29 protein-coding genes and 1 pseudogene are annotated in these 26664 nt (G+C 32.9%); 22 read left to right on the top strand and 8 right to left on the bottom strand.

All coding sequences use genetic code 11. The features are described 5' to 3' along the window. Positions 1-154 precede the first annotated feature (154 nt). Entirely contained in the window at positions 155-916 is a 762-nt protein-coding gene (locus AC6CHV_RS10570) for a hypothetical protein (protein WP_498078869.1), read from the top strand. 57 nt (positions 917-973) lie between these two features. Continuing rightward, positions 974-1264 carry a hypothetical protein gene (locus AC6CHV_RS10565; protein ID WP_498078868.1) on the top strand — a complete coding sequence of 97 codons (291 nt, stop codon included), beginning with the start codon at positions 974-976 and terminating at the stop codon, positions 1262-1264. Positions 1265-1505: 241 nt separating this feature from the next. On the opposite strand, the gene AC6CHV_RS10560 is transcribed toward AC6CHV_RS10565, so the two are convergent. The 5 genes from AC6CHV_RS10560 to AC6CHV_RS10540 form a co-directional block, all read right to left on the bottom strand. After that, a complete protein-coding gene (locus AC6CHV_RS10560) occupies positions 1506-2489 on the bottom strand; it encodes a sigma-E factor regulatory protein RseB domain-containing protein (protein WP_498078867.1) in 984 nt (327 codons plus the stop codon). Then, entirely contained in the window at positions 2479-3036 is a 558-nt protein-coding gene (locus AC6CHV_RS10555; protein ID WP_498078866.1) for a sigma-70 family RNA polymerase sigma factor, read from the bottom strand. The genes AC6CHV_RS10560 and AC6CHV_RS10555 overlap by 11 nt, the downstream gene beginning before the upstream one ends. 1179 nt (positions 3037-4215) lie before the next feature. Further along, on the bottom strand, positions 4216-6915 hold the full coding sequence (locus AC6CHV_RS10550; protein ID WP_498078865.1) for an AAA family ATPase: 2700 nt from the start codon (positions 6913-6915) through the stop codon (positions 4216-4218). Further along, positions 6905-7444, bottom strand: coding sequence for an ABC-three component system middle component 1 (locus tag AC6CHV_RS10545; RefSeq protein WP_498078864.1), 540 nt, complete (start codon positions 7442-7444; stop codon positions 6905-6907). Before AC6CHV_RS10545 ends, AC6CHV_RS10550 begins: the two co-directional genes overlap by 11 nt. Before the next feature lie 15 nt (positions 7445-7459). Beyond that, the gene (locus tag AC6CHV_RS10540; RefSeq protein WP_498078863.1) at positions 7460-9079 is read right to left on the bottom strand and encodes a dsDNA nuclease domain-containing protein; all 1620 of its coding nucleotides are present in this window, start codon (positions 9077-9079) and stop codon (positions 7460-7462) included. A gap of 200 nt (positions 9080-9279) precedes the next feature. On the opposite strand from AC6CHV_RS10540, the gene AC6CHV_RS10535 reads away from it, so the two are divergent. Next, positions 9280-9444, top strand: a complete 165-nt coding sequence (locus AC6CHV_RS10535) for an HAD-IA family hydrolase (RefSeq protein WP_498078862.1) — start codon at positions 9280-9282, stop codon at positions 9442-9444. A 452-nt stretch (positions 9445-9896) separates the two neighbouring features. Here AC6CHV_RS10535 and AC6CHV_RS10530 read toward each other — a convergent pair whose 3' ends face one another. After that, complete coding sequence (locus tag AC6CHV_RS10530; RefSeq protein WP_498078919.1) at positions 9897-10286, bottom strand: TetR/AcrR family transcriptional regulator C-terminal domain-containing protein; 390 nt, start codon at positions 10284-10286, stop codon at positions 9897-9899. 48 nt (positions 10287-10334) lie between these two features. After that, positions 10335-10418 (bottom strand): annotated as a pseudogene (locus AC6CHV_RS10525) (TetR/AcrR family transcriptional regulator); the annotation flags it as partial. A gap of 389 nt (positions 10419-10807) precedes the next feature. Here AC6CHV_RS10525 and AC6CHV_RS10520 point away from each other — a divergent pair. The 6 genes from AC6CHV_RS10520 (at position 10808) to AC6CHV_RS10495 (ending at position 16265) form a co-directional block, all read left to right on the top strand. Beyond that, complete coding sequence (locus AC6CHV_RS10520; RefSeq protein ID WP_498078861.1) at positions 10808-11674, top strand: hypothetical protein; 867 nt, start codon at positions 10808-10810, stop codon at positions 11672-11674. A 314-nt stretch (positions 11675-11988) separates the two neighbouring features. Then, positions 11989-12906 (top strand): alpha/beta fold hydrolase, encoded by a 918-nt coding sequence (locus AC6CHV_RS10515; RefSeq protein ID WP_498078860.1) that lies wholly within the window; start codon positions 11989-11991, stop codon positions 12904-12906. A 392-nt stretch (positions 12907-13298) separates the two neighbouring features. Continuing rightward, a complete protein-coding gene (locus AC6CHV_RS10510; protein WP_498078859.1) occupies positions 13299-14723 on the top strand; it encodes an ATP-binding protein in 1425 nt (474 codons plus the stop codon). Next, positions 14716-15405 (top strand): response regulator, encoded by a 690-nt coding sequence (locus AC6CHV_RS10505; protein WP_498078858.1) that lies wholly within the window; start codon positions 14716-14718, stop codon positions 15403-15405. Before AC6CHV_RS10510 ends, AC6CHV_RS10505 begins: the two co-directional genes overlap by 8 nt. Positions 15406-15552: 147 nt before the next feature. Beyond that, entirely contained in the window at positions 15553-16056 is a 504-nt protein-coding gene (locus AC6CHV_RS10500; RefSeq protein ID WP_498078857.1) for a hypothetical protein, read from the top strand. 2 nt (positions 16057-16058) lie between these two features. Continuing rightward, the gene (locus AC6CHV_RS10495) at positions 16059-16265 is read left to right on the top strand and encodes an SHOCT domain-containing protein (protein ID WP_498078856.1); all 207 of its coding nucleotides are present in this window, start codon (positions 16059-16061) and stop codon (positions 16263-16265) included. 152 nt (positions 16266-16417) lie between these two features. Here AC6CHV_RS10495 and AC6CHV_RS10490 read toward each other — a convergent pair whose 3' ends face one another. Next, positions 16418-17014 (bottom strand): TetR/AcrR family transcriptional regulator C-terminal domain-containing protein, encoded by a 597-nt coding sequence (locus AC6CHV_RS10490; protein WP_498078855.1) that lies wholly within the window; start codon positions 17012-17014, stop codon positions 16418-16420. Between the two features lie 165 nt (positions 17015-17179). On the opposite strand from AC6CHV_RS10490, the gene AC6CHV_RS10485 reads away from it, so the two are divergent. The 13 genes from AC6CHV_RS10485 (at position 17180) to AC6CHV_RS10425 (ending at position 26659) form a co-directional block, all read left to right on the top strand. Beyond that, positions 17180-18133 carry a zinc-binding dehydrogenase gene (locus AC6CHV_RS10485; RefSeq protein ID WP_498078854.1) on the top strand — a complete coding sequence of 318 codons (954 nt, stop codon included), beginning with the start codon at positions 17180-17182 and terminating at the stop codon, positions 18131-18133. 300 nt (positions 18134-18433) lie between these two features. After that, positions 18434-19210: an SRPBCC domain-containing protein gene (locus tag AC6CHV_RS10480; RefSeq protein ID WP_498078853.1), complete on the top strand. Its 777-nt coding sequence runs from the start codon at positions 18434-18436 to the stop codon at positions 19208-19210. 15 nt (positions 19211-19225) lie between these two features. Then, positions 19226-19660: an SRPBCC family protein gene (locus AC6CHV_RS10475; protein WP_498078852.1), complete on the top strand. Its 435-nt coding sequence runs from the start codon at positions 19226-19228 to the stop codon at positions 19658-19660. A gap of 559 nt (positions 19661-20219) precedes the next feature. Then, positions 20220-20522, top strand: coding sequence for a Spo0E family sporulation regulatory protein-aspartic acid phosphatase (locus AC6CHV_RS10470; RefSeq protein ID WP_498078851.1), 303 nt, complete (start codon positions 20220-20222; stop codon positions 20520-20522). 541 nt (positions 20523-21063) lie between these two features. Next, the gene (locus AC6CHV_RS10465; RefSeq protein ID WP_498078850.1) at positions 21064-21384 is read left to right on the top strand and encodes a metalloregulator ArsR/SmtB family transcription factor; all 321 of its coding nucleotides are present in this window, start codon (positions 21064-21066) and stop codon (positions 21382-21384) included. Between the two features lie 3 nt (positions 21385-21387). After that, complete coding sequence (locus AC6CHV_RS10460) at positions 21388-21780, top strand: SRPBCC domain-containing protein (protein WP_498078849.1); 393 nt, start codon at positions 21388-21390, stop codon at positions 21778-21780. Between the two features lie 46 nt (positions 21781-21826). Continuing rightward, complete coding sequence (locus AC6CHV_RS10455) at positions 21827-22198, top strand: DUF1801 domain-containing protein (RefSeq protein WP_498078848.1); 372 nt, start codon at positions 21827-21829, stop codon at positions 22196-22198. Between the two features lie 64 nt (positions 22199-22262). Beyond that, complete coding sequence (locus tag AC6CHV_RS10450) at positions 22263-22964, top strand: FAD-dependent oxidoreductase (protein WP_498078847.1); 702 nt, start codon at positions 22263-22265, stop codon at positions 22962-22964. A gap of 29 nt (positions 22965-22993) precedes the next feature. After that, complete coding sequence (locus AC6CHV_RS10445; protein WP_498078846.1) at positions 22994-23416, top strand: VOC family protein; 423 nt, start codon at positions 22994-22996, stop codon at positions 23414-23416. 123 nt (positions 23417-23539) lie between these two features. Then, on the top strand, positions 23540-23950 hold the full coding sequence (locus tag AC6CHV_RS10440) for a transcriptional regulator (protein WP_498078845.1): 411 nt from the start codon (positions 23540-23542) through the stop codon (positions 23948-23950). Positions 23951-24214: 264 nt separating this feature from the next. Continuing rightward, a complete protein-coding gene (locus AC6CHV_RS10435; protein WP_498078844.1) occupies positions 24215-24907 on the top strand; it encodes a winged helix-turn-helix domain-containing protein in 693 nt (230 codons plus the stop codon). An 80-nt stretch (positions 24908-24987) separates the two neighbouring features. Beyond that, positions 24988-25911, top strand: a complete 924-nt coding sequence (locus tag AC6CHV_RS10430) for an ATP-binding cassette domain-containing protein (RefSeq protein ID WP_498078843.1) — start codon at positions 24988-24990, stop codon at positions 25909-25911. After that, the gene (locus AC6CHV_RS10425) at positions 25904-26659 is read left to right on the top strand and encodes an ABC transporter permease (RefSeq protein ID WP_498078842.1); all 756 of its coding nucleotides are present in this window, start codon (positions 25904-25906) and stop codon (positions 26657-26659) included. Before AC6CHV_RS10430 ends, AC6CHV_RS10425 begins: the two co-directional genes overlap by 8 nt. Positions 26660-26664: the final 5 nt, after the last annotated feature.

Genomic DNA, 26664 nt, shown 5'->3' with positions numbered 1-26664 from the left:
TTTATTTATACAATATATAGGGTTTAGTCAGTGATTAGGTTTATAAAGTACAACAGACCTTCTGATAGAATAGATTGATTAACAGGTTGGGAAATGCCTGTCAGAATAGAAATGTGTATAGGATGTGGAAATAAGAAACGAATGGAGAAGAATGGTGAAAAGAAAGGCTTATAGTTTAACAGAAATCGGTAAATTAACTACTAAAGAAATTATTTCATTTATTATAATCTTTTTGGCGGGGCCAATATTACTATTTCTTTCGAATAATATTATTCGCTTTATATCATTTGGACTGCTAATAACAGGAGTTCTTTATTTAATTTTCAGTTTTAAAAAATATAGGGTAATTAGAAATTATCCATATAATTATTCGACTTTACTCTCACTACTTCTTTTTTCCTTTGTAATAATTTGTTTACTCTCATTCATAAACAGGCCTGTTATTTTTAGTTATGGACTGATTATTGCACTGTATGCTTATTTGTATATTAGTGGATTATTATTTTACTATCTTTTAAATTTTATTTTCATTATTGGTTTAAAGAGAATGTTTCCCGAAGAAGGAAAAGTGGAAGTAGATAAAGCAGATGTAATAAGTCTCAGGAAATTGTCTAAATATATAGATCTTGATAAGCAAAAATTATATTTTAGTTTGGTAATTATAAATGTAATGGTTTACCTATTAATAGTTCTGTTTGGAATGTTGTTTTTAATTAAACACGTTGAAACTGAAGGTATCGGATTATTTGATGTATTCTCTTCTTGGGTAAGACAACAAGATTTTGTTACTCTTTTTAACGGGATAAGTTTACTTTCATTAATGATTGCAGTCTATACAATTACTTTCCCTGTACAAAGAAGGATTATAAATGAAGCAAAAAACAAGTACAAAGAAAGGTATAAAGAATTTTTATAAATTTGTTAAATTCTCCTTTATGTTAATAAGTAAAAAATCTGATTGGAGTTGAATGTCATGAAACTGGAACAAGCAAGGCAAACAATTGAGAAACTACAACATTTCGTAGAGTTAACCGAAGGTTATGTAGCTGATACTTTTGAAACTAAATGTATTAAAGAATATGCCATCCATGGTAATGTATCAACTGTAGCAAAAATAATGAACGATTTAGGTTATAAAATTGGTAACAGAAAAGTTGACTCTAATGATGTTTCAACGGTAATAAAGAGTAAACCGTCAGATCAGTTACATGAAATTGTCCAAAAGTTTTTCAAACAAAATGTAAAAAGGAATCCTTATTTATAAGCGATTTTATATATATGTAATGGTGAAAAGGAGCCTTTTCACCATTATATAGTTTACTCTGGTTTGTCTTTCCTAAATTCACAACAGTTACGTATAAACAAACAAGCCTATCAAATTCCTTTTATAGTTTGATAGGCTTGTTTCCTTCGTAATTTTTCTCGTTCACCTTACAAAATAAAAGTGATAATAGAAAAGCATTCGCTTTGTTATAGGAAAACATACTAAATTTATTGCAATTTTTTTACGGGATATCTCTTTTTTCGTATCCATCTAATTTAGGTGTAAATAGTTTGGTATCAATTGGTATATTAATATGGAGTTCTTTTGTGTGTAAATAATTTACTACCTCATTATTGTTATTATACGTCTCGTATTTTAAGAGAATTCCAGTATCTTTATCTATCCAGAATCGAAAAGTATTTGAACTTTGTTTCTCCGAAGCATATTCGTTTAAAACGCCTTTTATTACAATAGTATTATGATTAAGGACTTCTTCGTTTTGGTTTTCAATTTCCCAGTTTGAAAATTCTTTTAAATAATTCAATGTAATTTCTCTTGGAAACAAAGAACTTCGAGCAATTGGTGGTGAACCCTTATATTTAATCTCTCTATATGTTTTAGAAATAGAGTCTAAATTCCACATCTTATCTTCTTTATAGTAGGTTGTATTAACCACTTCAGAATTATCTTCGACAAATGATTCTATGGCATAGCCACCAACAATTGAATCACCACTTAATGCATATTGAATATTAAAAGTTTGTGCTTCTCCATTGGCATATTCATAGTGTTCATTAAATTCACCCTTGGCGGTTTCAAATTTATTTGAACTTAAGAGTTTTTTGTATATATCATCTTTTGTCATTTCCTTATAGTTCTCTTCTTGGGGAGAAGGAGAAATAACTGTATTTTGTGGAAATTCTTTCGTACTTGGATTTATTTGTTTTGAACTGTGGTTATCATTTAAAGGCTTTACTTCACCCTTATTTAGTAGATCATCAATACCAGAAATATAGTAAGTGCCAATTAAAAGAATAGACGTAATAAAAGCAGTTGCAAAAAGGTGAATTCTTTTATTAATTTTATTTGTAGCCTTTGACCTTAAAGTATTAGTATGAATGGTATTCAGCACAGACTTTTTGTGATCATCAGTAAAACGAATATCTTTTTCTATAATAATGGTCTCATTTAAAATGTTTTTCAAATCATTTAATTTATCTTCCATCCCAATCACCTCCTATGTGCGTTTTTCTCAGTTGAATCCTTGCTCGATGTAATCTTGTTTTTATTGTATTTTCATTACACTCTATTAAATTTGATATCTCCTCGATACTAAGATCTTCATAATAAAATAGGATAATAACTTCTCTTAATTTTATTGGAAGTGACATGACACTTTCAGAAAGTAGCTCATTCTCTTCTTTTTCTATACTCTTTAATTCTGGTGAGTTTTTAGGATTATCCTTTTTGTAAAATATAAAATCAGTAAAAATAAGGTGTTTAAATGACCAACTCCTTAATACATCCTTACATTTATTAATTGTTATACGATAAATCCATGTCTTATATGAAGATTCGTTTCTGAACGTATCCAATCTTTCATAACATTTTATAAATACCTCCTGAGCAATATCTTCTGCAACTTCCTTTTGTTTAACATATGTATAAGCGAGGGCAATAACTTGTTGACCATAGTTATCCATTAGCCAATTAATCTTAGTATCATTGTCCATATATTCAATTGTTTCATGTTTCCTTTCCTTTTCAATCATAAGTTCCATTCCCTTTTTTATTATTTAGACGATACAGTGTATCTTTAGGTTCTGTGAAGAACGAAAAAAATTATCTCGATCTAATACAATTGAATTCTGATAAAAAATAAGTATTTCAAAATAGTAGTAAACTACTTCAAGTAGGTGTAGGGATATTCCTATATATAGTTATCTATTGGGTACAATTGAATTTTGATAATTAGGAACCTTTATCTAATTAATTTGCTCTTTATGATAATCTTATCTAATCTTTAAAGTTTCTGAAATTTATTAAATTAAATTTAATATTCCGTTAATTGGGTTATAATGGAATTAAGATTTATTTTGCCGAATTGAAGGTGGTTGGTATGAAAAGGTTATCAGTAGTAAGTGCATATCTTAATGTCCTTTAAAATCATAGTATAGATACGGAAAATTAAATTGAAAATTAATAGAATGGAAAAACAGAAAAATTAACAATAGTTAATTGTATAGGTGGAGCAAAGAAGAAAATGGGTGGATGATTTTGAGAAATTAAACCATTCATTGATTTACCATATCGCATAAGGTAAGGGGGATCAATATGAGTAGTCCCAAGGCATATGGCACTTTTATAAAAAGGGGAAGAAATTATTACAGAACTTCAGCCTTTATTCAGTGGGGAGATTCAGAAAAGTCCATTGGTGCTTGTCTATTGCTAGGCCAGTGGGCCTGACCCCCATCATACTAAAGCGTTAGCGGATTGGGGGTCAGGCCCTTCTTTTTGATATATTAGTTGAACCGTACCACAAATAGGTGCGGTTTTTTGCTGCAATTATTAAAATAATCATTGTAAGAATCGTTTCAAAAAAGAAATGAACTTAATATAATGAAATAACAATAGCCCAACTAGTAATAATCTGTACTAATTAGGCTATTTTTGCAAACATCGATTTCAAACAAACTTTTGTTTAACAGTCTATCTATACCAAATACTTTTCAATTCAATCAATCGTTTGATTGAATTAATTCCGAGATACAAAGAGGATTATTTTCTAAACTGTTATTTTATTGATTAAAGCATAAGTTTGGTAAATTCCTTTATTAACTGGCAATTTTCTTAATTTGGATAGTGATGTCATTATCGTAAATATTTGCTAGTTTAGTCAAAAGGCGATGGAAGGAAAACAAAATATTCAAATTTGTTCTCCTTATAAATAATTAAGTTAAGACTAGTTCATTAACGTTTTCAACAGTAAAATTATCGCTTTCTAGAATAAAAACTTTAATATCTTTTCTTCTATGTTCATTTTTCTTAATAAAAAGTTTAAGAAATTCAAAATCATGTGTGGAGAATAATAATTGTTTATTAATATCGGAAAGAACATCACAAATTGAAAATTGATTAACATCATCCATATTTTGAATAGGGTCGTCAATTGCCACAAAATCTAATTTACTAATCATTTGTGCTTGGTTTACAGCAAGGAAAATTGATATAGCTAATACATTTAATTGTCCTGAACTCATTGAATATTGAACATTTGACAGTTTTAAATTTTTACCACTTCTATCATCATATGACATGATGATCTCTAGCTCTTCCTGTTGTTTAGATTCAAAGATAACTTTGTTTGTTAACGGCATTGGATTTAAGTAACTAAAGTATTTTTGAATGCTTGAATTAGGTTTATTTAGAAAATAAGTAGCTTTTTCTCCAAGTCTTTCATAACTCCCAGTTCGTATTCTTTCTAAACTATCTAGTTTATCTGTTAAAATTTTTATTTTATCTTGTAGTTCTTCTTTTTTTATTTCGTTTAGTTTAACTTTTTTACTAATTTTTTCATTTTCTGAGATTTTCTTTGCAAAGCTGGTAGCGCTTCTTACTTTTTCATATAGCAATTTCAAACTGTCTATTGAATTTTTAACATCTTTGTAATGCTCATCTATTTTTAAATTACTAGTTGTCCCTTCTGTTAAATCCTGCCAAAGCTGTTGCTGTTTAATATAATCTTCATAGAGAAGCTCAGTTTTTTTAATTTCATCATTATTATTATCTATAAATAATTTTAGTCTTCTTATATAGCGATTATAATAATTTAATTTCTTTTTTAGATGTTGTTCTAACTCTTTTTCATATGAATCTATACCAAGGGAGGAAAATTCAGCCTGTTTCTTTATTAGCTTTTCTTGTTCAATTAAGGTATTTTTGAGCCCCATGTATAAATCAATTGCATTAGAACATCGGTCATTTAAAGATAATAACTTTCCCTTATCCAATCTAAATAAGTAATTTGAGAAATAGGAGGATTTCCTTATATTTGAAATTTGTTTTTTGACTCTTTCTAAGTTGCGTTTAATATTATTTATTTCATTTTTGAAAATATCTCGTCTTTTCTCAAGGGTCTCCTTGCTTTTTTGAAAGCGATCTTTTTTCTTAACATAATTTGAAATAGTTTGCGATTGTTGAGAAATTAATTCTAAATTGGCTTGTATATTATTATATACTTTGCTATTTAGTGAATCGTTTTTACTTGAACATACCGGACACTCATTTTTATTATTATCAATAATATACCTGTAAATTGCTTCAATGCTTTTATTTAAATTTAACAAAGAGTGGTCTTCGTCTTTTATAGTTAGATAATCTTCTAAGTGATTAATAATTTTCTCTCTTTTTTTGATTTTATGATTAATCTGTTCTAATTTTTCTTCTTTTAATAAAATATCTTTTGGAAATTTTTCAACATTTAATAAAAGATTGTTATATTCTTCGGATGTTCTGTTTATATAGTCCAATTTTAATTGAAGATTTTGTCGTTTTGATAAAATATGGTTAATGTAGGAAACAGAGCGTTTTTCATCCGAAAGATACAGTGATAAATATTTCTCGTTTTTATATATTAAATCATTCAGAGTTTTCATTTCTTGAATCGATTGCTTTTCAATATTTAATTTATCCATCTTTTTTTGAGTTTCCGTTTTATTAAGTTCAAATTGTTCGATGGAGTTTTTGGCCTTTCCGAATATAGTTTTTAAGTAATTTATTTCTTGTTTGATGGCCTCAGTTTTTGAAACTAAATCTGAATAAAATGTATTCTTCTGAGGTAAAAGTTTTAAGATTAACTTATACTTTCTTTCTAATTCAAATTTCTCTTTCTTTAATGATTCTGATAGCATTTGTAATTGTTTCTCAATATCGCCTGAACCGACTTCTATGTTTAATTCAAGAAATAATTTATTGACATTTAGAATGTCAACTTCTTGGTAATCATTACTATCATTTGAAATTAATTTATCGTAATATTCAATATCTTTTTCATGTCGAGTTATTTCTTTATTTAATGCTTCAGAAAATTGTTTGATATTTTCTAAAAAATATATCATTTGTTTAAATCCCATAATATCTGCTAACGATTTAAAACGATCTTTAGGATTATCACGAAGAATAAAATCTGTAATTTGGTCCTGAGATAAAATATGCGATTGTTTAATTAAACGATTTGTATATTCTGATGTGTTTCCAGTATGTTTTCTCTTGAGGTAATTTTCTACGTTTGTCTGTCCACGGACTATAATTTCATCTGATTCATTCTGTATTGTAACATTTTCATTTTTAAATTCGTTATTTTCTTTTCTGAAATATCTACATAGTTTTTTGCTACCAAACGATAAAGTTACTGAGCAAGTCGAATCTTCTTCAAGTAGGTGATTATATATAATACTTTTATCAATCTTAGAAGAATCATTTTTGGAAAAACGACTGATATTTCCTGTCATGCACCACTCAATTGCATCAAAAAATGAGCTTTTACCAAAGCCATTTTCTCCATAAATAATACAGATACTATTATTTAAATTAAAACTGTGTTTACCTTTATAATTTCTAAAATTTTCAATCTCAAGATTTTCAATCCGCATTGGATATATCCTCCAATCCTAAGTAATCTATCATACCTAACCTAACTTCTTCTTTTTTCAACTTTCTAATTGTGCCGTCGTTTTTCATTAAAAATTTGATAAGGTCACCAATCTCTTCATTTTCATTTTCTAAAAGCTGCAAAGCTATATGAAAGGGATCATCGATCCCTTCAATTTTTCTTGTATCAGTATAGGGAATCCTCTCAAGGTCCGTTAAGTCCTGAATAACATACTTTCTTAGGCCGCGGGAATCTCTTTCTATTGTATATGGAGAACTACCTTTGAATTCTGTGCCAAGACACACTAAAAAATATGTATTCCAGATATTACGATTTAATTTTTTAATTTTATTGCGTACTTCAACAGCATCAAGAATAATTTGTTCTTGCGAAACATCCCCATTATATTCCTTTAATATAAATCCTACTGGTTCTTTATAGCAGTAAACCAAATTGGGATGAAATATATCAGAAAATAGAACATCGAACCCAATTGAAACTAACTTGTCTAATGTTTTAGCATACGTCATTACATGCACCTTCTATCATGATAGGATTGTTTTCCACTTTGACTTAATTTGACTTTTATATTCTTCATATTCTTTTATTCTTCTTATTCCTCGGTAATCTTTTGTTAATTCCTTTCCTGGAACTATGGACCAGTTTGCGTCTACTTCGTTGTGTGATGTTTCTCTATTAAGACCAGTAACAACAGGTTTAAAGTATTCATTGAAATCTAATCTTTCAATTTCCTCAAAATCATCTTCAAAATAATCACCTTGAAATATTGTATAATGAGATTGAAATAACATTTGAATTTTTTCTTCTTCTGTTGCGCTTAAAATAATTCCCATAAGTTTTTCTATACCTTCTTCTTTACTTTGGTCAAATTCCAGTCCAAGAGTAGATATATGAGCGTTTTCTACTTCTTTAACAAAGAGTGTTTTATAATTCGGTGAAATAAAAATCTTTTTCTCATAAATAATCTTTAGCATGAATAAAGTTTTCAAAATGTCTATAAGTATATCTTTTTTTAGGTGAGTTGACATTTTTCTAACGTTACTAGAATATTCTCTTCCTTCCATATAGCGGTTTATAATTTCTATCATAGAAATACCATTAGAAGCCCATTCTTTTAATTCAATGCCAAATGTATCTAATTCATCGCATACTTTTTGTTTTATAGGAGTAGGTAATCTATTAAAATCTTCGGTAATACGCTCTATAGACTCTTCAATCAATTGATTGCTATTAAAATCTCTATAGAAAGGATCAAGTTCATTTGCTGCCCGTTCAGTTAAAATTTTTCTGTATAGTTCACCATCATCGTATGTAATGAAAAGTATCGAACTATCATTAGAATGGTTACACCTTGAACTGAGTTCTCCAATTAAATAATCAATTGTTTCTCGAGAGACACCAACTGCTTTGCCTATTACTCTTCCTAGTTTAGATGAGATTAAATCAATAAAATCCTCTAGTTTTTGGGGATTTATAGTAATAGGGTTAATAGAGAATCGGGAAAGTAAATCTTTTTCTGATTCACCATAAGTATCTAAAAAATTTATCTCTACTTTATTAATAAGAGTTTTGTTTTCGGTGATTTTTTCCAATAAATGGTCGTCCTCATTAATTGTGCGATTAAAGGACTCATTATATAAATAATGTTCCATTTTTACTGTGGGAGAGTTTTTTATATAAAAGTTTGTAACTAATTCAAACTGAGTATTTATGTTGCTGTGCTTTGGAAAGAATTTGGCCATATAAAAAAGTTTCTGTATCCAATCTGAATATAAGTTGGTTTTAGTTACTTCTATAGAAGATTCTCTGTCCTGTAAGACTTTTGATTTTACTTGTACAAATCTAATATCGGTTGAATTACCTACTATAAGATCTTGATGTAATTCAATAGCAACGAAATTCCATTTACCCTCAAGCAAATCAACCAAATAATATAGTGTAACAAGTAGCTGGAAATAGAAACCGGTCATGGCATTAAGTCCTCCCGTGTCAGCTGGAGGTTCACTGTTTAATTTGCGTATAATTTCTGCAATTTCTTCTGCATTTTTATCTTTAATATAGTCGTTGATAAATATCTGTTTGTCTTCGTCTGTATTTAATTTCCGTCCTTCTATCAAGGCATTAGTAATCTCTGGTTCATTCATGCGATATCCCCTCATATAATATTTAAATAGATTATTTTTTCTCGTAGAAAAATTTAGTGAACTTTAATAGATTCTTCAAATCTATTATAAATCTAATAGTTAAAAAGAACAAAATGATTAAGAGGGGATTATTGGGGACAGAGTGCAGGTCCATCGTCCAGGTTCATTCCTTGAGAGAACGAGGGTGGTTTTCGGGAAAGATGACGTTTATTTCTGGTACGATTGGGCATGCAAAACCAAAAAGAGAAGTATTTGATTTTATTGAACAAAAACTGGACCTTGTTCTAGCCAAAACCGTGTATAACGGGGATAATTTTGAAAAAGATATTATCGGAGCAAAACAAGCAGGCTGGCAAGCAACCTGAATGAATCATCGTAAGAAAGATTTACCGACTAATGCTGCCTATAAGCTAGATCGAGAAGTACATATTGCCAAGGAATTATTAGAACTTTTTGCGAAAAGGGCTTAGGGCGTTATGGTAGGAATCAGGGGTTGTCATCCTGGTTCCTATTAAGGTTTCATTGGAAATGAACTTTCTAACCGTCTGAAAAAGGACAAAGAATATTAAAGTGGTAAATTTCAAAGGTAAACACGACAACATCAATATGTCTGCGTTAACACTCAAGCCACGTCGAGTGCATAACTTAAATCATACGATCTGTGTATCCATAAATAACATTCGCCAGTTAAAATAAAGTCTTGTTTTACAGACCCTGATATTTGTTTGCAAAACTGAGGCCCAATCCAAACAAGGATTGGGCTTATTGCTTATCACCTATGCGTGGAACTATTTGTGAAACAAGAATTTTCGGGGCGTCACTGTGACGTATTCTTGGTGTCAATTTCTTTTATAACAAATCCTCTTTCAAAGGTATTTAAAATACGTATAAGACGATCTGTCATTTCACCGGGTGTCACATCAAAATCCTGCGCAATCCAGTCTGTAATTAACCCCGCCGTACCATATGCCATATAACGCTTTTGGTGGTAATCATCAACAGAAGACACATCGTAAAGAATATCAAATTTATTTTTCAATAAATTAAAGATTGCTTCAGGCAATTGCTGGTGAATGTGTGGCAAGGTATCTTCTAAAAGTAATAATGTGAAGTAATCACGGTGATCGTAGATATAATACAACAAGTCGAAGGAGTTTGTTGTTAGCTCTTCTACTTTTACCCGACTATCACTTTGGTATTTAGACATGCTGTAATACTGAATGGCTTCAAACATTTCCTCCATTAACTCTTCGACAAGATCATATATGTTTTGATAATACACATAATAGGTTGTCCGATTATATTGCGCATGGTCAACGATGTCCTTCACCGTAACAGCACTAAATCCCTTTTAAATAAAGGGCCTGCCCCCCAGCGTACTAAAGTGTTAGCGCACTGGGGGTTTAGGTCATTGGCCTTGGTGGAATCACGACTAGTAACTGGGAGATTAAATTATGTTTGAAGTATTCAAATGCCGAAGTGTAGATATGCCCAATCAAATTTAATGGGTGACATAACAATATTATACGAGTGAAGATCAAAACCAGCAATTTACTCTTGAAGTATAGTAATGGTGACAATTAAAGGAACCGACCTCAGTGTGTGAATCGGATACTTAGGGGAAGTTCCTTATATTTTTTTAGAAATTTTCCACAAAAACTCTCAAAACGGATGCCCTCTTTTGACCACCGCCTCTCTATAACAATGGTGAAAGGGTGGTGCATTCGTGTGAGTTTAAAATCCGGCACAATTAATCAGTTTGAAGACTATTCAAATTTTAGTGATTTACAGGAATTCAATAGACATATAGAGATGTGGATGCTTCAATACAAGGATGATTTTTCAAAAGGGGAGCTTGTTGGATTAAAACGGATTGTGCGTTATTCTGCAAAAATTCCTGGGGTTTGCAATGCAAAGATTGGTACGATGCTGAAGTCCATACATGAGGAATACAATGGAAATGGCATATCTCGTTCTACATTTAAACGGATGATTCAAAAAGCTGTGGCTTTAGGTATTTTTACAGTTTATGAAACCGAGCGGAAGAACGGCTCACAATCTAGCAATCTTTATGTGTTTAATCGTTACCCTAAAATGACTTCAACCCATCATGAACCACCTAAAAAGGATATTTTGAACCACCATAATGAAACTAGTAATCCTTTTAAAACTAATCAAAATATAAAAGAACGTAAAGACGCTCCTCTAGATTTTACATTTACAAGTGATCGAGTTCCCGTATCCTTTGTGAATGCAGTAAAACCATTTTTTCCTGAAGCAAAAATAATCGAGGAGTATTGGAAAATGGCAACCATTGCAGCTAGTAAAAACAATCGTGACGGGGATTGTGAAGATATGATTGAGCTATCGATCAAAGCGTTCAAACAAATGATTATTAAGCTAAAGAGAAATACGGTTCATAATCATTTTGCCTATTATTATGGAGTATTAACTAGAAAATTGGAAGAGTTATACTATCAGGAATTGGAAGAATCAGAGGAATATTTCGCGGATAGAATAAGCAAGCAGCGAAAAGAAGCATCCAAAAAATCTGAGCTATTTTTGTTGCTTCAGGAAGTTTTACCGCTTGCTTAGTCGACAAAAAGGTTAAATTTTTGGTGTTGGTACTTAGTTATAATACAGCCCAATCAAACAAAGATAGGGTTTATTGCTTATAAGCGGTTAGAGGAAATTGACTGTATGAACTTTTAATGTTGAAATGATAATATCTATAGAAATCCATTAACTGATCCATTGGAATACGCCATTTAGATTTAACAATACTCTCTGCTACTTTAATTATAATACAGTAAAAAAATTTATTATAGACTATTTATTTAAAAGCATACTCGTATAATATACTTACAGATTACTGATTTAATTAATACTAGTACAGGGAGGATATAATCATGGATAAAAATAATGTTCAAATTCATGGTGAAGAAAGTGCTCAAAATGTTGGACCATCAAAAATTAAAATGGTTTATCAGCGTTTTGGTAATCCTGCTTCTTCGCCTGTCTTACTGATTATGGGTGCTGGTGCACAAATGATTAACTGGCCTGAAGGATTTTGCTTAGAACTCGCTAGTCATGATCTGCATCCAATTCGATTCGATAATAGAGATGCTGGACTTACAACTCACTTTTCAGATGCTCCTGTACCAGATTTTCCAGCGATACAATCAGGTGATTTCTCTACAGTAACTTATTCTCTTTCTGACATGGCAGCAGACACGATAGGTCTCATGGATGCGCTTGGTTATGATAGTGTGCACTTGGTAGGTGCATCAATGGGTGGAATGATAGCTCAAACAATAGCTATAGAGTATCCTCATAGGGTTCGGTCACTGACCTCTATAATGTCAACTACTGGGGATCATTCAGTTGGACAGCCTGACTATTCAGTGTTTGCAAATCTGGGTTCGCCTCCTTATAATGACCGTCAAGCCTACATCGAGTGGCAAATTCAATCACGTAAAGCAATTGGTTCTCCCAAATACCCTTTAGACGAAAAATCAACTGCTCAAATCGCAGGTCTTGCCTGGGATCGGGATCATGATCCACTGGGCATGATGCGACAAGCTGTTGCAGTAATAAAATCCGGTGATAGAACAGAACAACTTCGTTCTATTAGGATACCAACTCTAGTTATCCACGGTGAAAATGATAAAATGATTAATATAAGTGGAGGACGTGCCGTTGCGGCCGCTATTCCAGGTGCTGAACTTGCCACATTTGAAGGTATGGGGCATGATCTCCCAAAGCCCTTAGGGTCAGTGTTTGCAAAGAAGATAGCAAATCTGATACATAGAGCAGAGTCCTCGTGATATATTTTCAGCTTCTAACTACGAGTTGTATTGATGGAGTTGGCTTGGTATTAATAGGTTTAGTGTTTTTTAACTAAATATTAAAGTGTGTTTGATGTTTCCCCGGACGAATGGTTCGGGGATTTTTTGATCCCCGGGGTCTTACTTATACGAGGAATAGACAATAGAGGTAATGATTGAAGTTTTATAAAGTTGTTTAATAAATATGTAATGCCAAAGGAGCCTGTTGTTTTTTTGTCTTTGGTACAGTCACTAGGACAAGGAAATTATGTGGAAATACACACCTAGATACTATGAGTTTAGAAAAATTTTATATTTCGTTTAGAATATGTTCTTTATTATTTTTTACAATAAGGTTATAGAGTTAAGTACCTTATTTGAAGGAGTTTACTATGTCTATTCGTAAACAGTTTATGTTATCACATGCTGCAATGATAATGACACCTATTGTTATCATTATACTCATTATGCTCTTGTTAAAAGTAGTGTTAGTGGGTAATACAGATTGGAACTTTGGGCAACAAGGCTATGATCAACAAGATGATAGCGTTGAGATATTTCAACGTTTAATCAAAACAGCATCATTAAATCAAGAGAAACTAATGGATACCGAGTATTTAAATACACTTCAATCAAATGACAATCTTATTGTTCGTAAAAGTAATGAACTATTGTACACATCAAAAGAAATGGATAGTAATAAGCTACCAGCCTTTGGTTCTGTTTCTAACAAATTTAACCCAAAAGGAATATGGATAAATGAAGAACATTATTCTGTGATGCAGTACGACTTTTACTTTAAGGATGGCACGGAAGGTACTGTTTTTCTTTTAAACCAAGCATCATCTTTTGCTAATAATGCGAGAGTTTTATTCCCAGTGCTATTTCTTACACTTATTTTCGCGCTTATTCTAACTAATTTATTATTGTCGTATTTTATGTCACGAAATATTTTACGCCCAATAAAAAAATTATCAGCTGGTGCAGAACATATTCGTAATGGAAATTTTGATTTCGAAATGAAGCCAAACGGTAAAAATGAACTGAATAAACTAATTCAAACATTCGATACGATGCGCGCTCAATTGAAAGAGACATTTGAACTGCGGGAAAAGTATGAGACCAATCGTAAGGAATTAATCGCCAATATTTCACATGATTTAAAAACACCAATTACGTCGATCTTAGGGTATGTGGAAGGACTTGAAAAAGGCATCGCGAAAACACCTGAAAAGGAAAAACAATATCTTGAAACGATTCATTCAAAGGCTTCGTATATGAATCAATTAATTGAGGAACTCGCTCTATTCTCTAAGCTAGATGTAAATAGAGAGCCATTTCATTTTGAATCAGTTAACATTCATAAATTTGTAAGTGATTATTTAGAGGAGATGGAAGACGATTTACATGACAAACACATTCAATGGACATTAAATGATGAAAACATGAATGTATATGTTCTTATAGATAGAAATAAATTAATTCGAGTTTTGGAAAATATTATCTATAATAGTGTGAAGTACATGAATAATGTCGCTGGTCAACTTAATATTTCCCTGACCAATCAAGAAAAAAACGTACTTATCACCATTAGTGACAATGGCCTGGGTGTGCCTGAAGAGGAGCTTTCAGCTATATTTTCTCGTTTCTACCGTGTTGATTCTTCTAGAAGTCAAGGTGGTAGTGGTCTAGGGCTAGCTATAGCAAAACAAATTATTGAAGCACATGGTGGTACCATTTGGGCAGAAAACAATCCAATCGGTGGCCTAATAGTACACTTTACATTGAAAAAGTCAGAGGATGATAGGAATGAGTAAATCAATTTTAATTATTGAAGATGATCAGAGTATTGCAGAAATAGAAAAGGACTTTTTGGAAATAGACGGATTTCAAGTTGAAATAGCAAATGAGGGTGAAATAGGCTTGGAATTAGCACTAAGTAATCAGTATGACCTTATCCTACTTGATCTTATGCTTCCTAATATAGATGGTTTCCAAATCTGCAAAAGGATACGTCAAGAAAAGGACATTCCGATTTTGATGGTCACTGCAAAATACGAGGATCATGATAAAGTACGTGGTTTTGGATTAGGTGCGAATGATTATATTGTTAAGCCTTTTAGCCCAACCGAATTAGTAGCTAGAGTAAAGGCCCATCTTGCAATGTATGATCGACTGATTCAAAAGGAAAAACCAAAAGGAGAAATAGCGATACGCGGTCTCCATATTCATCTTCTCTCTAGGCAAGTTTACTTACATGGACAAGAAATAGAGATGACCAATAAGGAATTTGATTTACTTGCTTTTCTGGCGTCTCATCCAAATCAAGTATTCTCTAAAGAACAATTATTTGAAGGAATTTGGGGACTAGATTCAATGGGAGACACTGCAACCGTTACCGTTCATATAAAACGGATACGTAAAAAGATTGAAAAGGACCCGACGAACTTTCAATATATCCAAACTGTATGGGGATCGGGATACAGGTTTAATGGATAAGTACTTAACCACCACTCATTTAATACAATTGGGTGGTGGTTTTTGCATTTTCACCATTGTTTATTGATCGTTTATAAAAAGTTTATATATGTGTAAGAGCCTGTTTATTTATACCTGATATAGTGAAAAAGGTAAGGAGGTGACATATTGAAGTTAACGAAAACAGCTAGAAAATGGATATTAATCCCTCATATCCTGTTTTCTGCAATAATGGTAGGCAATATGGCTACATTTGTAATTTTAAATATAACCGTCCTAACAACATCTGATCCTTTTCTGATAACAAGCTGTTATAAGATTATGAACATCCTTTCTGATACTTCAATCAAAGCCTCTACTATCGGGGCAACAGTAACCGGAATTATTCTTTCTGTCGGTACCCATTATGGCTTATTCAAATATTGGTGGATTATTGTAAAGGAAATTCTAACCGTACTGCTCATTGGAATAAACCTCTGGGGGATGTATTCTTGGACACTAGAAGCTTTAGAAAATATGGTTGAGGGAGGGCTAGAAACGCAATCCACTTTAGCCAATCTCGATTTATGGACAGGTATAGTTTTACAAATTATTACGTTAGTTTTTCTATTTGTCATTTCAAAATTCAAACCATGGGGAAATCGTAAAAAATACAATAAAGGGAGTAGGTAGTTATGCATTTTGTTGGTTTTATTATCTTTAAATTATTATTTATTGCCTTCATCATTACAGTTTTTGTTATATTTATGCGTAAAAGAAGATCTTTTCAATACGGTGCTACAGATCCAATCACTATTCTAGAAACTCGATTTGTTCACGGTGAAATCACGAGTGAGGAGTTTAAAAGAATTAAAGAAGAATTAATACAAAGTCGGAAATAAAGAACCAATTATTAAAAACGGTATCGAAAAAAGCAGAAAAACCATCCCCTAGTTGTTCGGGCGATGGTTTTTTTATAATGTCCTCATTAAGAATACATTTAATTATAATTACCTATTTACGCAACATTAGAAATATATATTTCTAAAGTTATTTAAGTGTCGATTTCTTTTATTACAAACCCTCTTGCAAAGGTATTTAAAATACGTATGAGACGCTCTGTCATTTCACCGGGTGTCACATCAAAATCCTGCGCAATCCAGTCCATAATTAACCCTGCTGTACCATATGCCATATAACGCTTTTGGTGGTAATCATCAACAGAAGACACATCGTATAGAATATCAAATTTATTTTTCAATAAATTAAAGATCGCTTCAGGCAGTTGCTGGTGAATGTGTGGCAAGGTATCTTCTAAAAGTAATAATGTGAAGTAATCACGGTGATCGTAGATATAATACAACAAGTCGAAGGAGTTTGTTGTTAGCTCTTCTACTTTAACCCGACTATCGCTTTGGTATTTAGACATGCTGTAATACTGAATGGCTTCAAACATTTCATCCATTAACTCTTCGACAAGATCATATATGTTTTGATAATACACATAATAGGTTGTTCGATTATATTGCGCATGATCAACGATGTCCTTCACCGTAACGGCACTAAATCCCTTTTTATGTACCATTTCAATAAATGCCTTTTTTAAGAAATTTTTTGTCCGCATCGCCTGGTTGGAATTGGATTTCATCATATTCCTCTCCTATTAGACAGATTTGATGAAAGTGTTGGTTTCCTCAACATTATAGCAAACATTAAGGATGGTTTATAGCAAGAGAAACCTAGTAAACTATATATGTAGCAAGAATTATTAGGGGAATTACAAAAAATAAGATTTGAACAATTTGGAGGAGATAGTATGAGAGGTTGGCTATTTTCAGGTACAAATAAACCACTAGAATTGATTGAAAAAGAAGATCCGAAAGCGATTCCTGGTCACGTTGTAATAGACGTGAAAGCTGCTGGTCTATGCCATTCAGACGTTGCAGCATTACAAGATCCAGGTTGGATGCCACTTTTCCCAAATGGTCCTGTTATTATGGGGCATGAGTTTGCTGGGGTTGTTATTGAAGTGGGTGAAGGTGTAGAAGGGTTTAAAGTTGGAGACCGTGTTGGGGCTAACCCAATGAATAGAGAAACAAAAGTAACTGCCGGGTATAACTATGACGGCGGGTATGCAGAAAAAGTACGTGTTCCTGCAGATCAATGCGTAATCATTCCTGAAGGCGTTTCCTATGTAGAAGGAGCAGCTTCAACAGATGCAGGGATCACAGCGTATCGCGCTCTTTTCAGTATTGGACAAGCTAAAGAAGGTACAAAACTAGGAATCATCGGTATCGGTGGTCTTGGTCAATTTGCTCTACAAATGGCATTGATTAAAGGTTGCGAAGTATACGCAACAGATGTATCTCCAGAAGCTCGAAAACTTGCTGAAGAACTAGGAGCTAATAAAGTTTACGATACTGTTTTAGATATGAAAGAAGCAGAATGTGATGTTATTGTTGACTTTGCTGGTTTTGGACAAACAACTTCTGACGCACTGGAAGCTGTAAGACCAAAAGGAACAGTTGTTATTGTTGGTATGGGTAAATTAGAATCTACTATCAATACGTACCTAATGATTACAAAAGAAATTAAGCTATTAGGAAGCAATGGTGGATCAGTAGAAGACTTAAAAGGTGTATATGATTGCTTTGCTACTGGAAAAATGAGTCCAGCTCTTATCACAATCCCGTTTGAAGAAGTCGACAAAGGGATTGAAAAACTCAAAAATCATGAGGTAAAAGGGCGCTTAGTAGCTGTATTTGAATAAATGTAAGTTATCTCTATAAAGGTAGAGGTTGGGATAAAACAATCTTCTATAATGAAAAAGCCTGTGAAATTTTGTCTTTAAATTCACAGGCTTTTATATTTTAGACAAAAATCTAAAAATTCACGGACTACTTTTGTAACTTTTCAAAGAAGAGGACAAACTATGCTTTGTTCTCTTTTTTGATTTTTTATAGGTATTCTTGACCAGGGATGATCGACATGTTACCATTAGGTCACATTATCAATATGTTACCTTTTTGTCACATGTGAAATAAATTTATAGAAAGAAAGGGTCGATGTAATGAGTGAAGAACTATCAACCATATTCAAAGCATTGGGACATCCGATCCGAAGGAAAATTCTCGATCTTTTAAAGGTATCTCCAAAAACTACTGGAGAACTAGATGACCACTTTCCTGAAGTCACTAGATATGCCATTATGAAACATTTAAAGATATTAGAGGAAGGGAATTTGGTAGTAGTAAGACGTGAAGGAAAATATAAAAGGAACTTTCTTAATACTGTTCCTCTTCAAGAAATGCATAACCGCTGGGTTGAAAAATACATGGAATCTACTGCTAACTCGCTATTAAATTTACGGACGGCAGTACAAGAAAAAGGAGGAACTGGAAGAATGGAAACCTCAAGGGATTTTCGTATTGAACAGGAGTTATTTATTAATGCACCTCGAGAAAAGGTATTTACTGCATTAACTGAAAAGGTAGAAGATTGGTGGGAATTTCGTTTAGCTCCAAAGGGTGTAACTTCCCACTTTACATTTAATCCTGTCCCAGGTGGACAATTTATTGAAAAATGGGGTGAAAAAGAAGGTGCGATTTGGGGGAACGTGTATTATGTAAATGCTCCAGAAGAAATTCGATTACATGGACATCTCGGTATGCAAGGTGCGGTAAATAGTGCTTATACGTATCGTCTGCTTGAGAAAGAGGGGGGAACCTTGCTTCAATTATCCCATACAGCTTCTGGTGTCATTCATGAGAATTGGGAACATGATCACACTAAAGGATGGGAATACCTACTTGGCACATTACTAAAAAAATACGTTGAAGCTAAGTAATGTTAGGAGGACAAAATGGTAGATGTTTTAACAGAAATCATAATAAATCGCCCCATTTCACAAGTATCAGAATATGCAATGAATCCTGATCATGCTCCAGAATGGTATGTAAATATACAGTCTATAGAATGGAAGACACCCAAACCGCTCAAACTTGGTTCACAAATTGCTTTTAAAGCGAACTTTCTTGGAAGGGAACTTGCCTATGTGTATGAAATTGTAGAATTTATACCCGAGGAGAAATTTGTGATGAAAACAGCAAATGGCCCATTTCCTATGGAGACAATCTATACATGGCAAGCCATCGATGAAAATCATACTCGAATGACTTTACAAAATAAAGGTAAACCAACTGGCTTTAATAAGATAATATCCCTTTTCATGACAACAATGATGAGAAGAGCAAACATGAAAGATTTGAAAAAAATCAAAGCTATACTTGAACAATAACTTCTGCTGACAAGAATTTGTTCAAAATTTAATTATCACCTAGTTGATTGTTGACTTCCGCTTCGGAGTGGACGCTTTCCGTGGGCGTGGCTTGAGCCTCCTCGTCTCTGCTGCTCCTGCGGGGTCTCAAGTCTCACGCTTTTCTCGCGATATAAAAACAACAAAGTTTGCGAAAACATCATTTTTGAATGAATTCCGTTGTTGCGACTATAAACCCAGGTTATCTAAGTTTTTAAAATTGTATTACTTTTCCCTTTACTATTATATTAATAAAATGAAGTTCTGTAATTTTAAAGGCGGAAAAGGAAGAAAATCTTTGATTATCAAGTGATTAAACAAACATATAGTTTTCATCTATTGAAAAAGTATTATATTAATACTTCGATAGACTTTTTAAAATATTTCTGCTTTTGGCTTTAGTATTTCCTCCAAGATTAGACTGTGATACTATCTTATAGGTTTTGGAATTAGAAGATATTTCATCACAGATTAGAGTATTACTGGTTTTGATCATCACCCATTCCAAAACCATAATAAAAAAATATTATTGGAGTGTATGATGAAAACAAAAGAGAATGTTCAAAGTGAAAATATGGAACTCTTAATAGAAATCTTTCATCTTAGAAATACCTTAAGCGAAATATACTCTCAAAAGGGGCCAGATAACTCTGTTTATCTTTCACTCTCACTAGAGTTAAAAGTACTTGTTAATGAGTATGTTGAGGAAAAAATTACGATGTTGAAAGATGAGCTTATCGAAATATGTAATGAAAAAGGCTTTCAAAACAAAGAAACGATTGAGACGAGTAGGAAACTTGATAATGCAATTATCGAATATCAGAAGTTGATGTATATTGGCTAGAATGGGAGTAAAAAAGGTTATCTTAAAGGAGTTATAGATTAGGATAACTTTTTTGTTTATAAACCTTTATACCTGAACTTTTCAGTAGTTCATGGATTGCAGTTCTATTTGTACCTCTGTATCCCGTATGGTGATAAACTCTTTGAATAAGTGTACACCGGTCTTTCAGCCAAATACATATCATTTTACTAAATTTCCTCTAAAAAAAATGAGTGATTATATATTTGCAATAGGCGTTTAAAAAGTGAAGAGTTTACAACAAAGTTATGAAATGAAACATATTATCTACTATTACAAAGGACCATGTTTAGATATTAAGCATGGTCCTTTTTTATTTTGTATTGTCTGAAACAGTATTTTTCAATTAATTCTAATACAACCTAATATGGGTTGAACAATTGACTGTAAATTGAACACCTTGAAAAAATACCCGATTCAGCATATGTTCTTATCTTAAAAAAATATTGACTGGACACTAATTGGTGTCATATAATTTAGGACACCAATTAGTGTTATTTACATTTAATAAGGGGGGAGGATTTTGAACACTACTCACCAAAAGCATGATGTTTTTGTCGCGATTGCAGATCCATCAAGAAGAAAATTAATACGTTTGTTGGCAGGTGCAGAAGAGTTACCTCTTCACGAACTAACTCCTCATTTTCAAATGGGTCGGACAGCGGTATCGAAACATTTGGCTATCCTTAAAGACGCAGATCTAGTTACTAATCGTAAAGTAGGTAGAGAAACAAAGTACCGACTCAATCCAGCTCCCTTACAGGAAGTGAAAGATTGGTTAGCCTTTTATGAAAAGTTTTGGAATGAAAGAGCATTATTACTAAAGAATATTTTGGAGGAATAGAGAATGGCAGATTTATCATTAGATTTTGAATTTAAGAGTCCAATCAAAAAGGTATGGGAAGCTTTAACCAATTCCGATACACTCGCACAATGGGTAATGAAAAATAATTTTAAACCAATAGTCGGATACAAATGTCAGTTTCAAAATGAGGAAATCGGTTTAATTGTAGAAAGTGAAGTATTGGTGGTGGACGAGCCTAATAAATTGTCCTACACATGGGTAGGTGGCCCGGTAAACACAATAGTCACATGGACGTTAAAACAAGAGGGGGAAACCACCTACTTACATCTTGAGCAGACTGGATTTGAAAATGAGAATGTTCAAGCATTCAATGGTGCGAAGTATGGTTGGGCATATAAGATTGAAGAGCTTAAAAAAGTGTTAGAGGAATTGTAAGCCGAAACTTTTGAACACCATCTTTTTCATTTTAGGAGGGAATAACTTGGACGTTTTTGCTGAATTTTTAGCGGGGATTGATGACCCTTTCCACAGAGAAAGAACAGAAGAAATATTAACTTGGATAACAGATAAATATCCAAATTTAAAGAAAGAAATTAAGTGGAATCAACCGATGTTTACGGATCATGGCACATATATTATTGGTTTTAGCGTTTCTAAAAAGCATTTAGCTGTCGCTCCTGAAAGTGTAACGATTACTCATGTAGAGGATGACATTGTAAATGCTGGCTATGATTACACAAAGGAGATTATACGTATTCCTTGGAAAAGTTCGGTAGACTACCCACTACTTGAGAAAATGATTGAATTTAATATTAAGGACAAGGCAAACTGTACAACACTCTGGAGGAAATAGAAAAATATAGGGTAGCCTTAGAAAGTGTATGAGGGCTTCTGTGAGGCTTAAAGGAGATAGTAAAATGGGATTCTTTCAAGATATGATTGCGGTATTTAAAAAGAGACAATTAGTATTTATAGAAAGCTACAAAGAATCAGATGATGTATATACCTTTGTATTTGAAAAGGAGAAAGATTTAACCTGGAAAGCAGGGCAGCATGGATTGTTTAGTATTACTCATAAAAAAGTAAAAAATCCTACTAAACCTTTTACAATAGCAGCTGCTCCAAGTGAAAATGTTTTAAAATTAACGATGAAAATAAATGATAACCCCAGTGAATTTAAGAAGGCAATGTTAGAATTAAAACAGGGAATGACAATCGGTATGTCTGGTCCTTTAGGTTCATTAAATGTTAACGATGAACGTCCTACTGTTTTAATTGCTGGAGGAATTGGAATCACACCGTTTCGATCCATCATAAAACAAATTGAGGCAGAAGGAAATGGTAATAAGAAGCCAATACACCTACTCTATATGGATAGTGAAAAGAAGTATATGTTTAAAGATGAACTTGATGCTAACAATGACTCAATAAGTATCTCGTATCTAGACTCTAGGGATGACTTACATCAGGAGATAGACAAGTTATCTACTCTTTATCAGAACAATGGTCAATATCTGATTGCAGGGCCGAAGTCAATGGTGGATTCAATCTCAAGTTACTTACAAAATAGTAGTATTTCAAAAAAGAATATTAAAAAAGATGCTTTTCATGGCTATTAAAATATAAGCTGAGGAGGTTGAATTCATTTATGAAGCCAAGAATCACTGTCATCACATTAGGTGTAGATGATTTGGAAAAGGCATTAGAATTCTATCGTGATGGGTTGGGACTACCCACAGAGGGTATAATAGGTAAAGAATTTGAGCATGGAGCTGTCGCCTTTTTTGACCTACAAGCAGGTTTGAAACTTGCTATTTGGAAACGTGAAGATATTGCATATGAGGCAAAGGTTACAAAGGCTCCTGCAAGTCCTACTGAATTTACAATTGGTCACAATGTAAATAGTAAAGAAGAAGTAGATAAGGTATTAGAGCAAGCTGAAAAAGCAGGTGCAACAATAACAGACCCAGCACATGACACTTTTTGGGGTGGATATTCTGGTCATTTCCAGGATCCGGATGGTCATTTGTGGGAAGTAGTTTGGAACCCTGCGTGGGAGATTGAGGACTAGGTTCGTGTTCTTGAAACAGACTGTGCTTTGAGTAATATGTTAACAGGATAGTCGAATAAGGATATGATTGTTCAATTGAACTATATGAAGAAAAACTATGTCAAAGGAGATAGAATACATAGGATGGAAACAATTTTTATTGAAAAAGACATTAACGTATATTGTATAACTGCTACGTCTTTTCCAAATGGAGTTTTGGAGGCTCATCAGAAACTTCATAAAATGATTCCATTTTCGGAAGAAAGAAGGTACTTCGGTTTATCGAGGCCGGAAAATGGTAAGATTGTGTACAAAGCAGCTGCAGAAAAATTAGAAAAAGATGCAGAGGAAAATAATGAATTTGAATCATTCATTATTAAAAGTGGTAACTACAGAACCATTACCGTATTGAACTTTAAAAAAGATCCACAAGGTATAGGAACAGCTTTTGAAAAGCTAATTTCATATTCCGACATTGATCCTAATGGCTATTGCGTCGAATGGTATTTTAATGATCAAGATGTGAAGTGTATGGTTAGGTTAGAAGATAATTAATTAAATTTTGTATCCAGGGTGGTTTTTCCAATCAAAACCAATACAAATTCTTACTGACATTGGAACTAGATCTATATTCGTTCAAATAACACCTAAAAATAACGCCTCTACTTAGTAGTAGAGGTGTTTTTTAGATAAAATCCATTTTGGATTCTTATAATAGTAAAGGTGAAATCTCCATATTACGGGGCTGTTCCTATTTTTATAACTATCGGTATGTTATAAAATAAGAAACATGAAAAATAATTGTAAGGTGTCGATAAAATGGAGAAGGAAATAAAGATCTTAGTTGTTGAAGATGACAATGATATCAATAAATTATTATGCGACATTATAAGAAAGAGTGGGTATGTGCCTCAGTCCGCATTTTCTGGAACAGAAGCGATGATTTACTTGGAAAATCGGGTTTGGGATTTGGTGCTGCTAGATCTAATGCTACCAGGTATGTCGGGGGAAGAGCTTCTTGAAAAAATAAGTGAGCAAATTCCTGTTCCTGTCATGATTATATCAGCGAAGAGTGAGAAGCAAACAAAAATAGATGCATTAAGAACTGGAGCAGATGATTACATTACAAAACCTTTTGATATTGAAGAAGTATCTGCGAGGATTGATTCTCATTTACGTAGATATCGACGCTTAAATCAGGCTTCACATAAAGAAGAGCTAAGCTATAAAGATATTAGAATCAATACAGACTCACAAACAGTAATTGTAAATGAAAAAGAGATTCTTTTTACCGCACGAGAATATGCCATTTTAACACTTCTTATGTCCTCTCCTAAGAAAGTCTTCACGAAAGCTAATCTGTTTGAGAGTGTGTGGAATGAGAAATATTACGGAGATGATAATACGATAAGTGTTCATATGAGTAACCTCAGAAGTAAACTTTCGAAAGCAAATCCAAATGAAGACTATATTGAGACCGTTTGGGGAGTCGGATATAAATTGCAAACTTAAGACTTTCTTAAGACTTTCCTTAACTCTTTTTTATGATTTCCTTTCTATACTTAAAGCATCACATAAGGGAGGGAAACGATATGGTGGAATATGTACTTCGAACGAATAGCTTATCAAAGCATTATAAAAACCAAATTGCCCTTAATAAAGTAAATCTTACGATAAATAAAGGATCAATTTATGGATTTATTGGGCAAAACGGTGCAGGTAAGTCAACGTTAATACGATTAGTAACGGGTCTTGCTTTTCCGACGACGGGAAAGATTGAATTATTTGGACAAAGTAGTGAAATGGAACTTATTGAGGCAAGGCGACGAATAGGGACGATTATAGAAGGTCCAGCTTTGTACCCGCATTTGAGTGCAACTGATAATCTAGAAGCACATAGACTATTAAAAGGGATTCCTGGGAAGGAATGTATCGAAAAAACACTCGAAATTGTTGGACTCCAAGATACTGGAAAAAAGAAAGCGAAGAATTTTTCATTGGGCATGAAACAAAGACTTGGGATTGGGATTGCTTTGTTAGGTGAGCCGGAATTCTTGATTCTCGATGAACCGATTAATGGACTTGACCCTATGGGTGTTGTAGAAATAAGAGAATTATTGAAGAAGCTCAATCATGAATATGGGATTACAATCTTAATATCAAGTCATATTTTAAGTGAACTTCATCTACTTGCTACCCACTACGGAATCATTCATAAAGGAGAATTGTTAGAGCAATTAACCGCAAACGAACTTAATGAAAAATGTCAGCAGTATATTCATATAAAAGTGGATAATCCAGATAGAGCAGCGATCATCATTGAGACGGTTCTAGGAACTACTGAGTATGATGTTTTTCCTGACGGGACAATTAAGCTTTATAATCATCTTGAAGTTCCAAGTAAAGTTTCAAAAATACTCACGGATAAAGGATTATTAATCGAGGAATTTATGCCGATGGGTGAAGACCTGGAAACGTATTTTACTAATCGGATCGGTGGTGTTCAGCATGGATAATCTATTGAAGTTTGAGTTATTTAAGCTGAGGAAGGATCGGTCATTTTGGACATTGGTCTTTGGGCTAACCGCATCTGCTGCTTTTTATCCCTTTCTAATCTTTTTTAATGATGGCGTATTTGGTGCGGAACCAGTATCCGTGAGTGAATTATACACATTTACAGCTCTTGGAGGAAATAATTATATTGTTCGATTAGTTCCATGTATTCTTGCAGGTTTCTTTATTTCTAGCGAATATTCAATCGGTACAATGAAAAGTATGGGTGCTTCTGGTAATAGTAGATTTCGTATCTTTTCCTCTAAATTAATTGTCTTTTCGATAGGTGCTGCCATTATTTCACTGATATTCCCTATTGTCATGACTGGGGTTTCAGCGATCTTATCTGGGTTTAATGACATGCCAGATTTAGGCTTTATCGTTCGAACGCTAGGATTAACGGCTTTATACGCAGCTGCATTTGCATCTATGATGGCGTTAGCTGCAATAATACTTACTGATAGTGGAAAAACAATTGGATTTCTAATCTTATTTTTTATTCTTTTCGACAGTATTTTATATATGTTGAGTCAACAGTTTTCGTTATTTGAAACAATCTTTAATAATTCAGCGTTTAAGCTCTATTTAGATATTACAAAACTTGATCTTGGGTCCGGTGAATTTCTTAAGTTGATACTGGTACCCATCTTAACCTTTATTGTTTTTGGACTTATCGGTAGTTTTGTGTTTCAAAGGAAGGAAATTAAGTAAGAATG

It is taken from the genome of Ferdinandcohnia sp. GQ5 (assembly GCF_059759275.1).
This window is presented reverse-complemented; position numbering and strand designations above follow the sequence as displayed.

What these genes read in the sequence shown, in the direction of transcription:
- AC6CHV_RS10565 (WP_498078868.1), top strand. Translation starts at nt 974, where the DNA reads ATGAAACTGGAACAAGCAAGGCAAACAATTGAGAAACTACAACATTTC.
- AC6CHV_RS10560 (WP_498078867.1), bottom strand. Translation starts at nt 2,489, where the DNA reads ATGGAAGATAAATTAAATGATTTGAAAAACATTTTAAATGAGACCATT.
- AC6CHV_RS10555 (WP_498078866.1), bottom strand. Translation starts at nt 3,036, where the DNA reads ATGATTGAAAAGGAAAGGAAACATGAAACAATTGAATATATGGACAAT.
- AC6CHV_RS10550 (WP_498078865.1), bottom strand. Translation starts at nt 6,915, where the DNA reads ATGCGGATTGAAAATCTTGAGATTGAAAATTTTAGAAATTATAAAGGT.
- AC6CHV_RS10545 (WP_498078864.1), bottom strand. Translation starts at nt 7,444, where the DNA reads ATGACGTATGCTAAAACATTAGACAAGTTAGTTTCAATTGGGTTCGAT.
- AC6CHV_RS10540 (WP_498078863.1), bottom strand. Translation starts at nt 9,079, where the DNA reads ATGAATGAACCAGAGATTACTAATGCCTTGATAGAAGGACGGAAATTA.
- AC6CHV_RS10535 (WP_498078862.1), top strand. Translation starts at nt 9,280, where the DNA reads ATGACGTTTATTTCTGGTACGATTGGGCATGCAAAACCAAAAAGAGAA.
- AC6CHV_RS10530 (WP_498078919.1), bottom strand. Translation starts at nt 10,286, where the DNA reads ATGTCTAAATACCAAAGTGATAGTCGGGTAAAAGTAGAAGAGCTAACA.
- AC6CHV_RS10515 (WP_498078860.1), top strand. Translation starts at nt 11,989, where the DNA reads ATGGATAAAAATAATGTTCAAATTCATGGTGAAGAAAGTGCTCAAAAT.
- AC6CHV_RS10510 (WP_498078859.1), top strand. Translation starts at nt 13,299, where the DNA reads ATGTCTATTCGTAAACAGTTTATGTTATCACATGCTGCAATGATAATG.
- AC6CHV_RS10505 (WP_498078858.1), top strand. Translation starts at nt 14,716, where the DNA reads ATGAGTAAATCAATTTTAATTATTGAAGATGATCAGAGTATTGCAGAA.
- AC6CHV_RS10495 (WP_498078856.1), top strand. Translation starts at nt 16,059, where the DNA reads ATGCATTTTGTTGGTTTTATTATCTTTAAATTATTATTTATTGCCTTC.
- AC6CHV_RS10490 (WP_498078855.1), bottom strand. Translation starts at nt 17,014, where the DNA reads ATGATGAAATCCAATTCCAACCAGGCGATGCGGACAAAAAATTTCTTA.
- AC6CHV_RS10485 (WP_498078854.1), top strand. Translation starts at nt 17,180, where the DNA reads ATGAGAGGTTGGCTATTTTCAGGTACAAATAAACCACTAGAATTGATT.
- AC6CHV_RS10480 (WP_498078853.1), top strand. Translation starts at nt 18,434, where the DNA reads ATGAGTGAAGAACTATCAACCATATTCAAAGCATTGGGACATCCGATC.
- AC6CHV_RS10475 (WP_498078852.1), top strand. Translation starts at nt 19,226, where the DNA reads ATGGTAGATGTTTTAACAGAAATCATAATAAATCGCCCCATTTCACAA.
- AC6CHV_RS10470 (WP_498078851.1), top strand. Translation starts at nt 20,220, where the DNA reads ATGAAAACAAAAGAGAATGTTCAAAGTGAAAATATGGAACTCTTAATA.
- AC6CHV_RS10460 (WP_498078849.1), top strand. Translation starts at nt 21,388, where the DNA reads ATGGCAGATTTATCATTAGATTTTGAATTTAAGAGTCCAATCAAAAAG.
- AC6CHV_RS10450 (WP_498078847.1), top strand. Translation starts at nt 22,263, where the DNA reads ATGGGATTCTTTCAAGATATGATTGCGGTATTTAAAAAGAGACAATTA.
- AC6CHV_RS10445 (WP_498078846.1), top strand. Translation starts at nt 22,994, where the DNA reads ATGAAGCCAAGAATCACTGTCATCACATTAGGTGTAGATGATTTGGAA.
- AC6CHV_RS10440 (WP_498078845.1), top strand. Translation starts at nt 23,540, where the DNA reads ATGGAAACAATTTTTATTGAAAAAGACATTAACGTATATTGTATAACT.
- AC6CHV_RS10435 (WP_498078844.1), top strand. Translation starts at nt 24,215, where the DNA reads ATGGAGAAGGAAATAAAGATCTTAGTTGTTGAAGATGACAATGATATC.
- AC6CHV_RS10430 (WP_498078843.1), top strand. Translation starts at nt 24,988, where the DNA reads ATGGTGGAATATGTACTTCGAACGAATAGCTTATCAAAGCATTATAAA.
- AC6CHV_RS10425 (WP_498078842.1), top strand. Translation starts at nt 25,904, where the DNA reads ATGGATAATCTATTGAAGTTTGAGTTATTTAAGCTGAGGAAGGATCGG.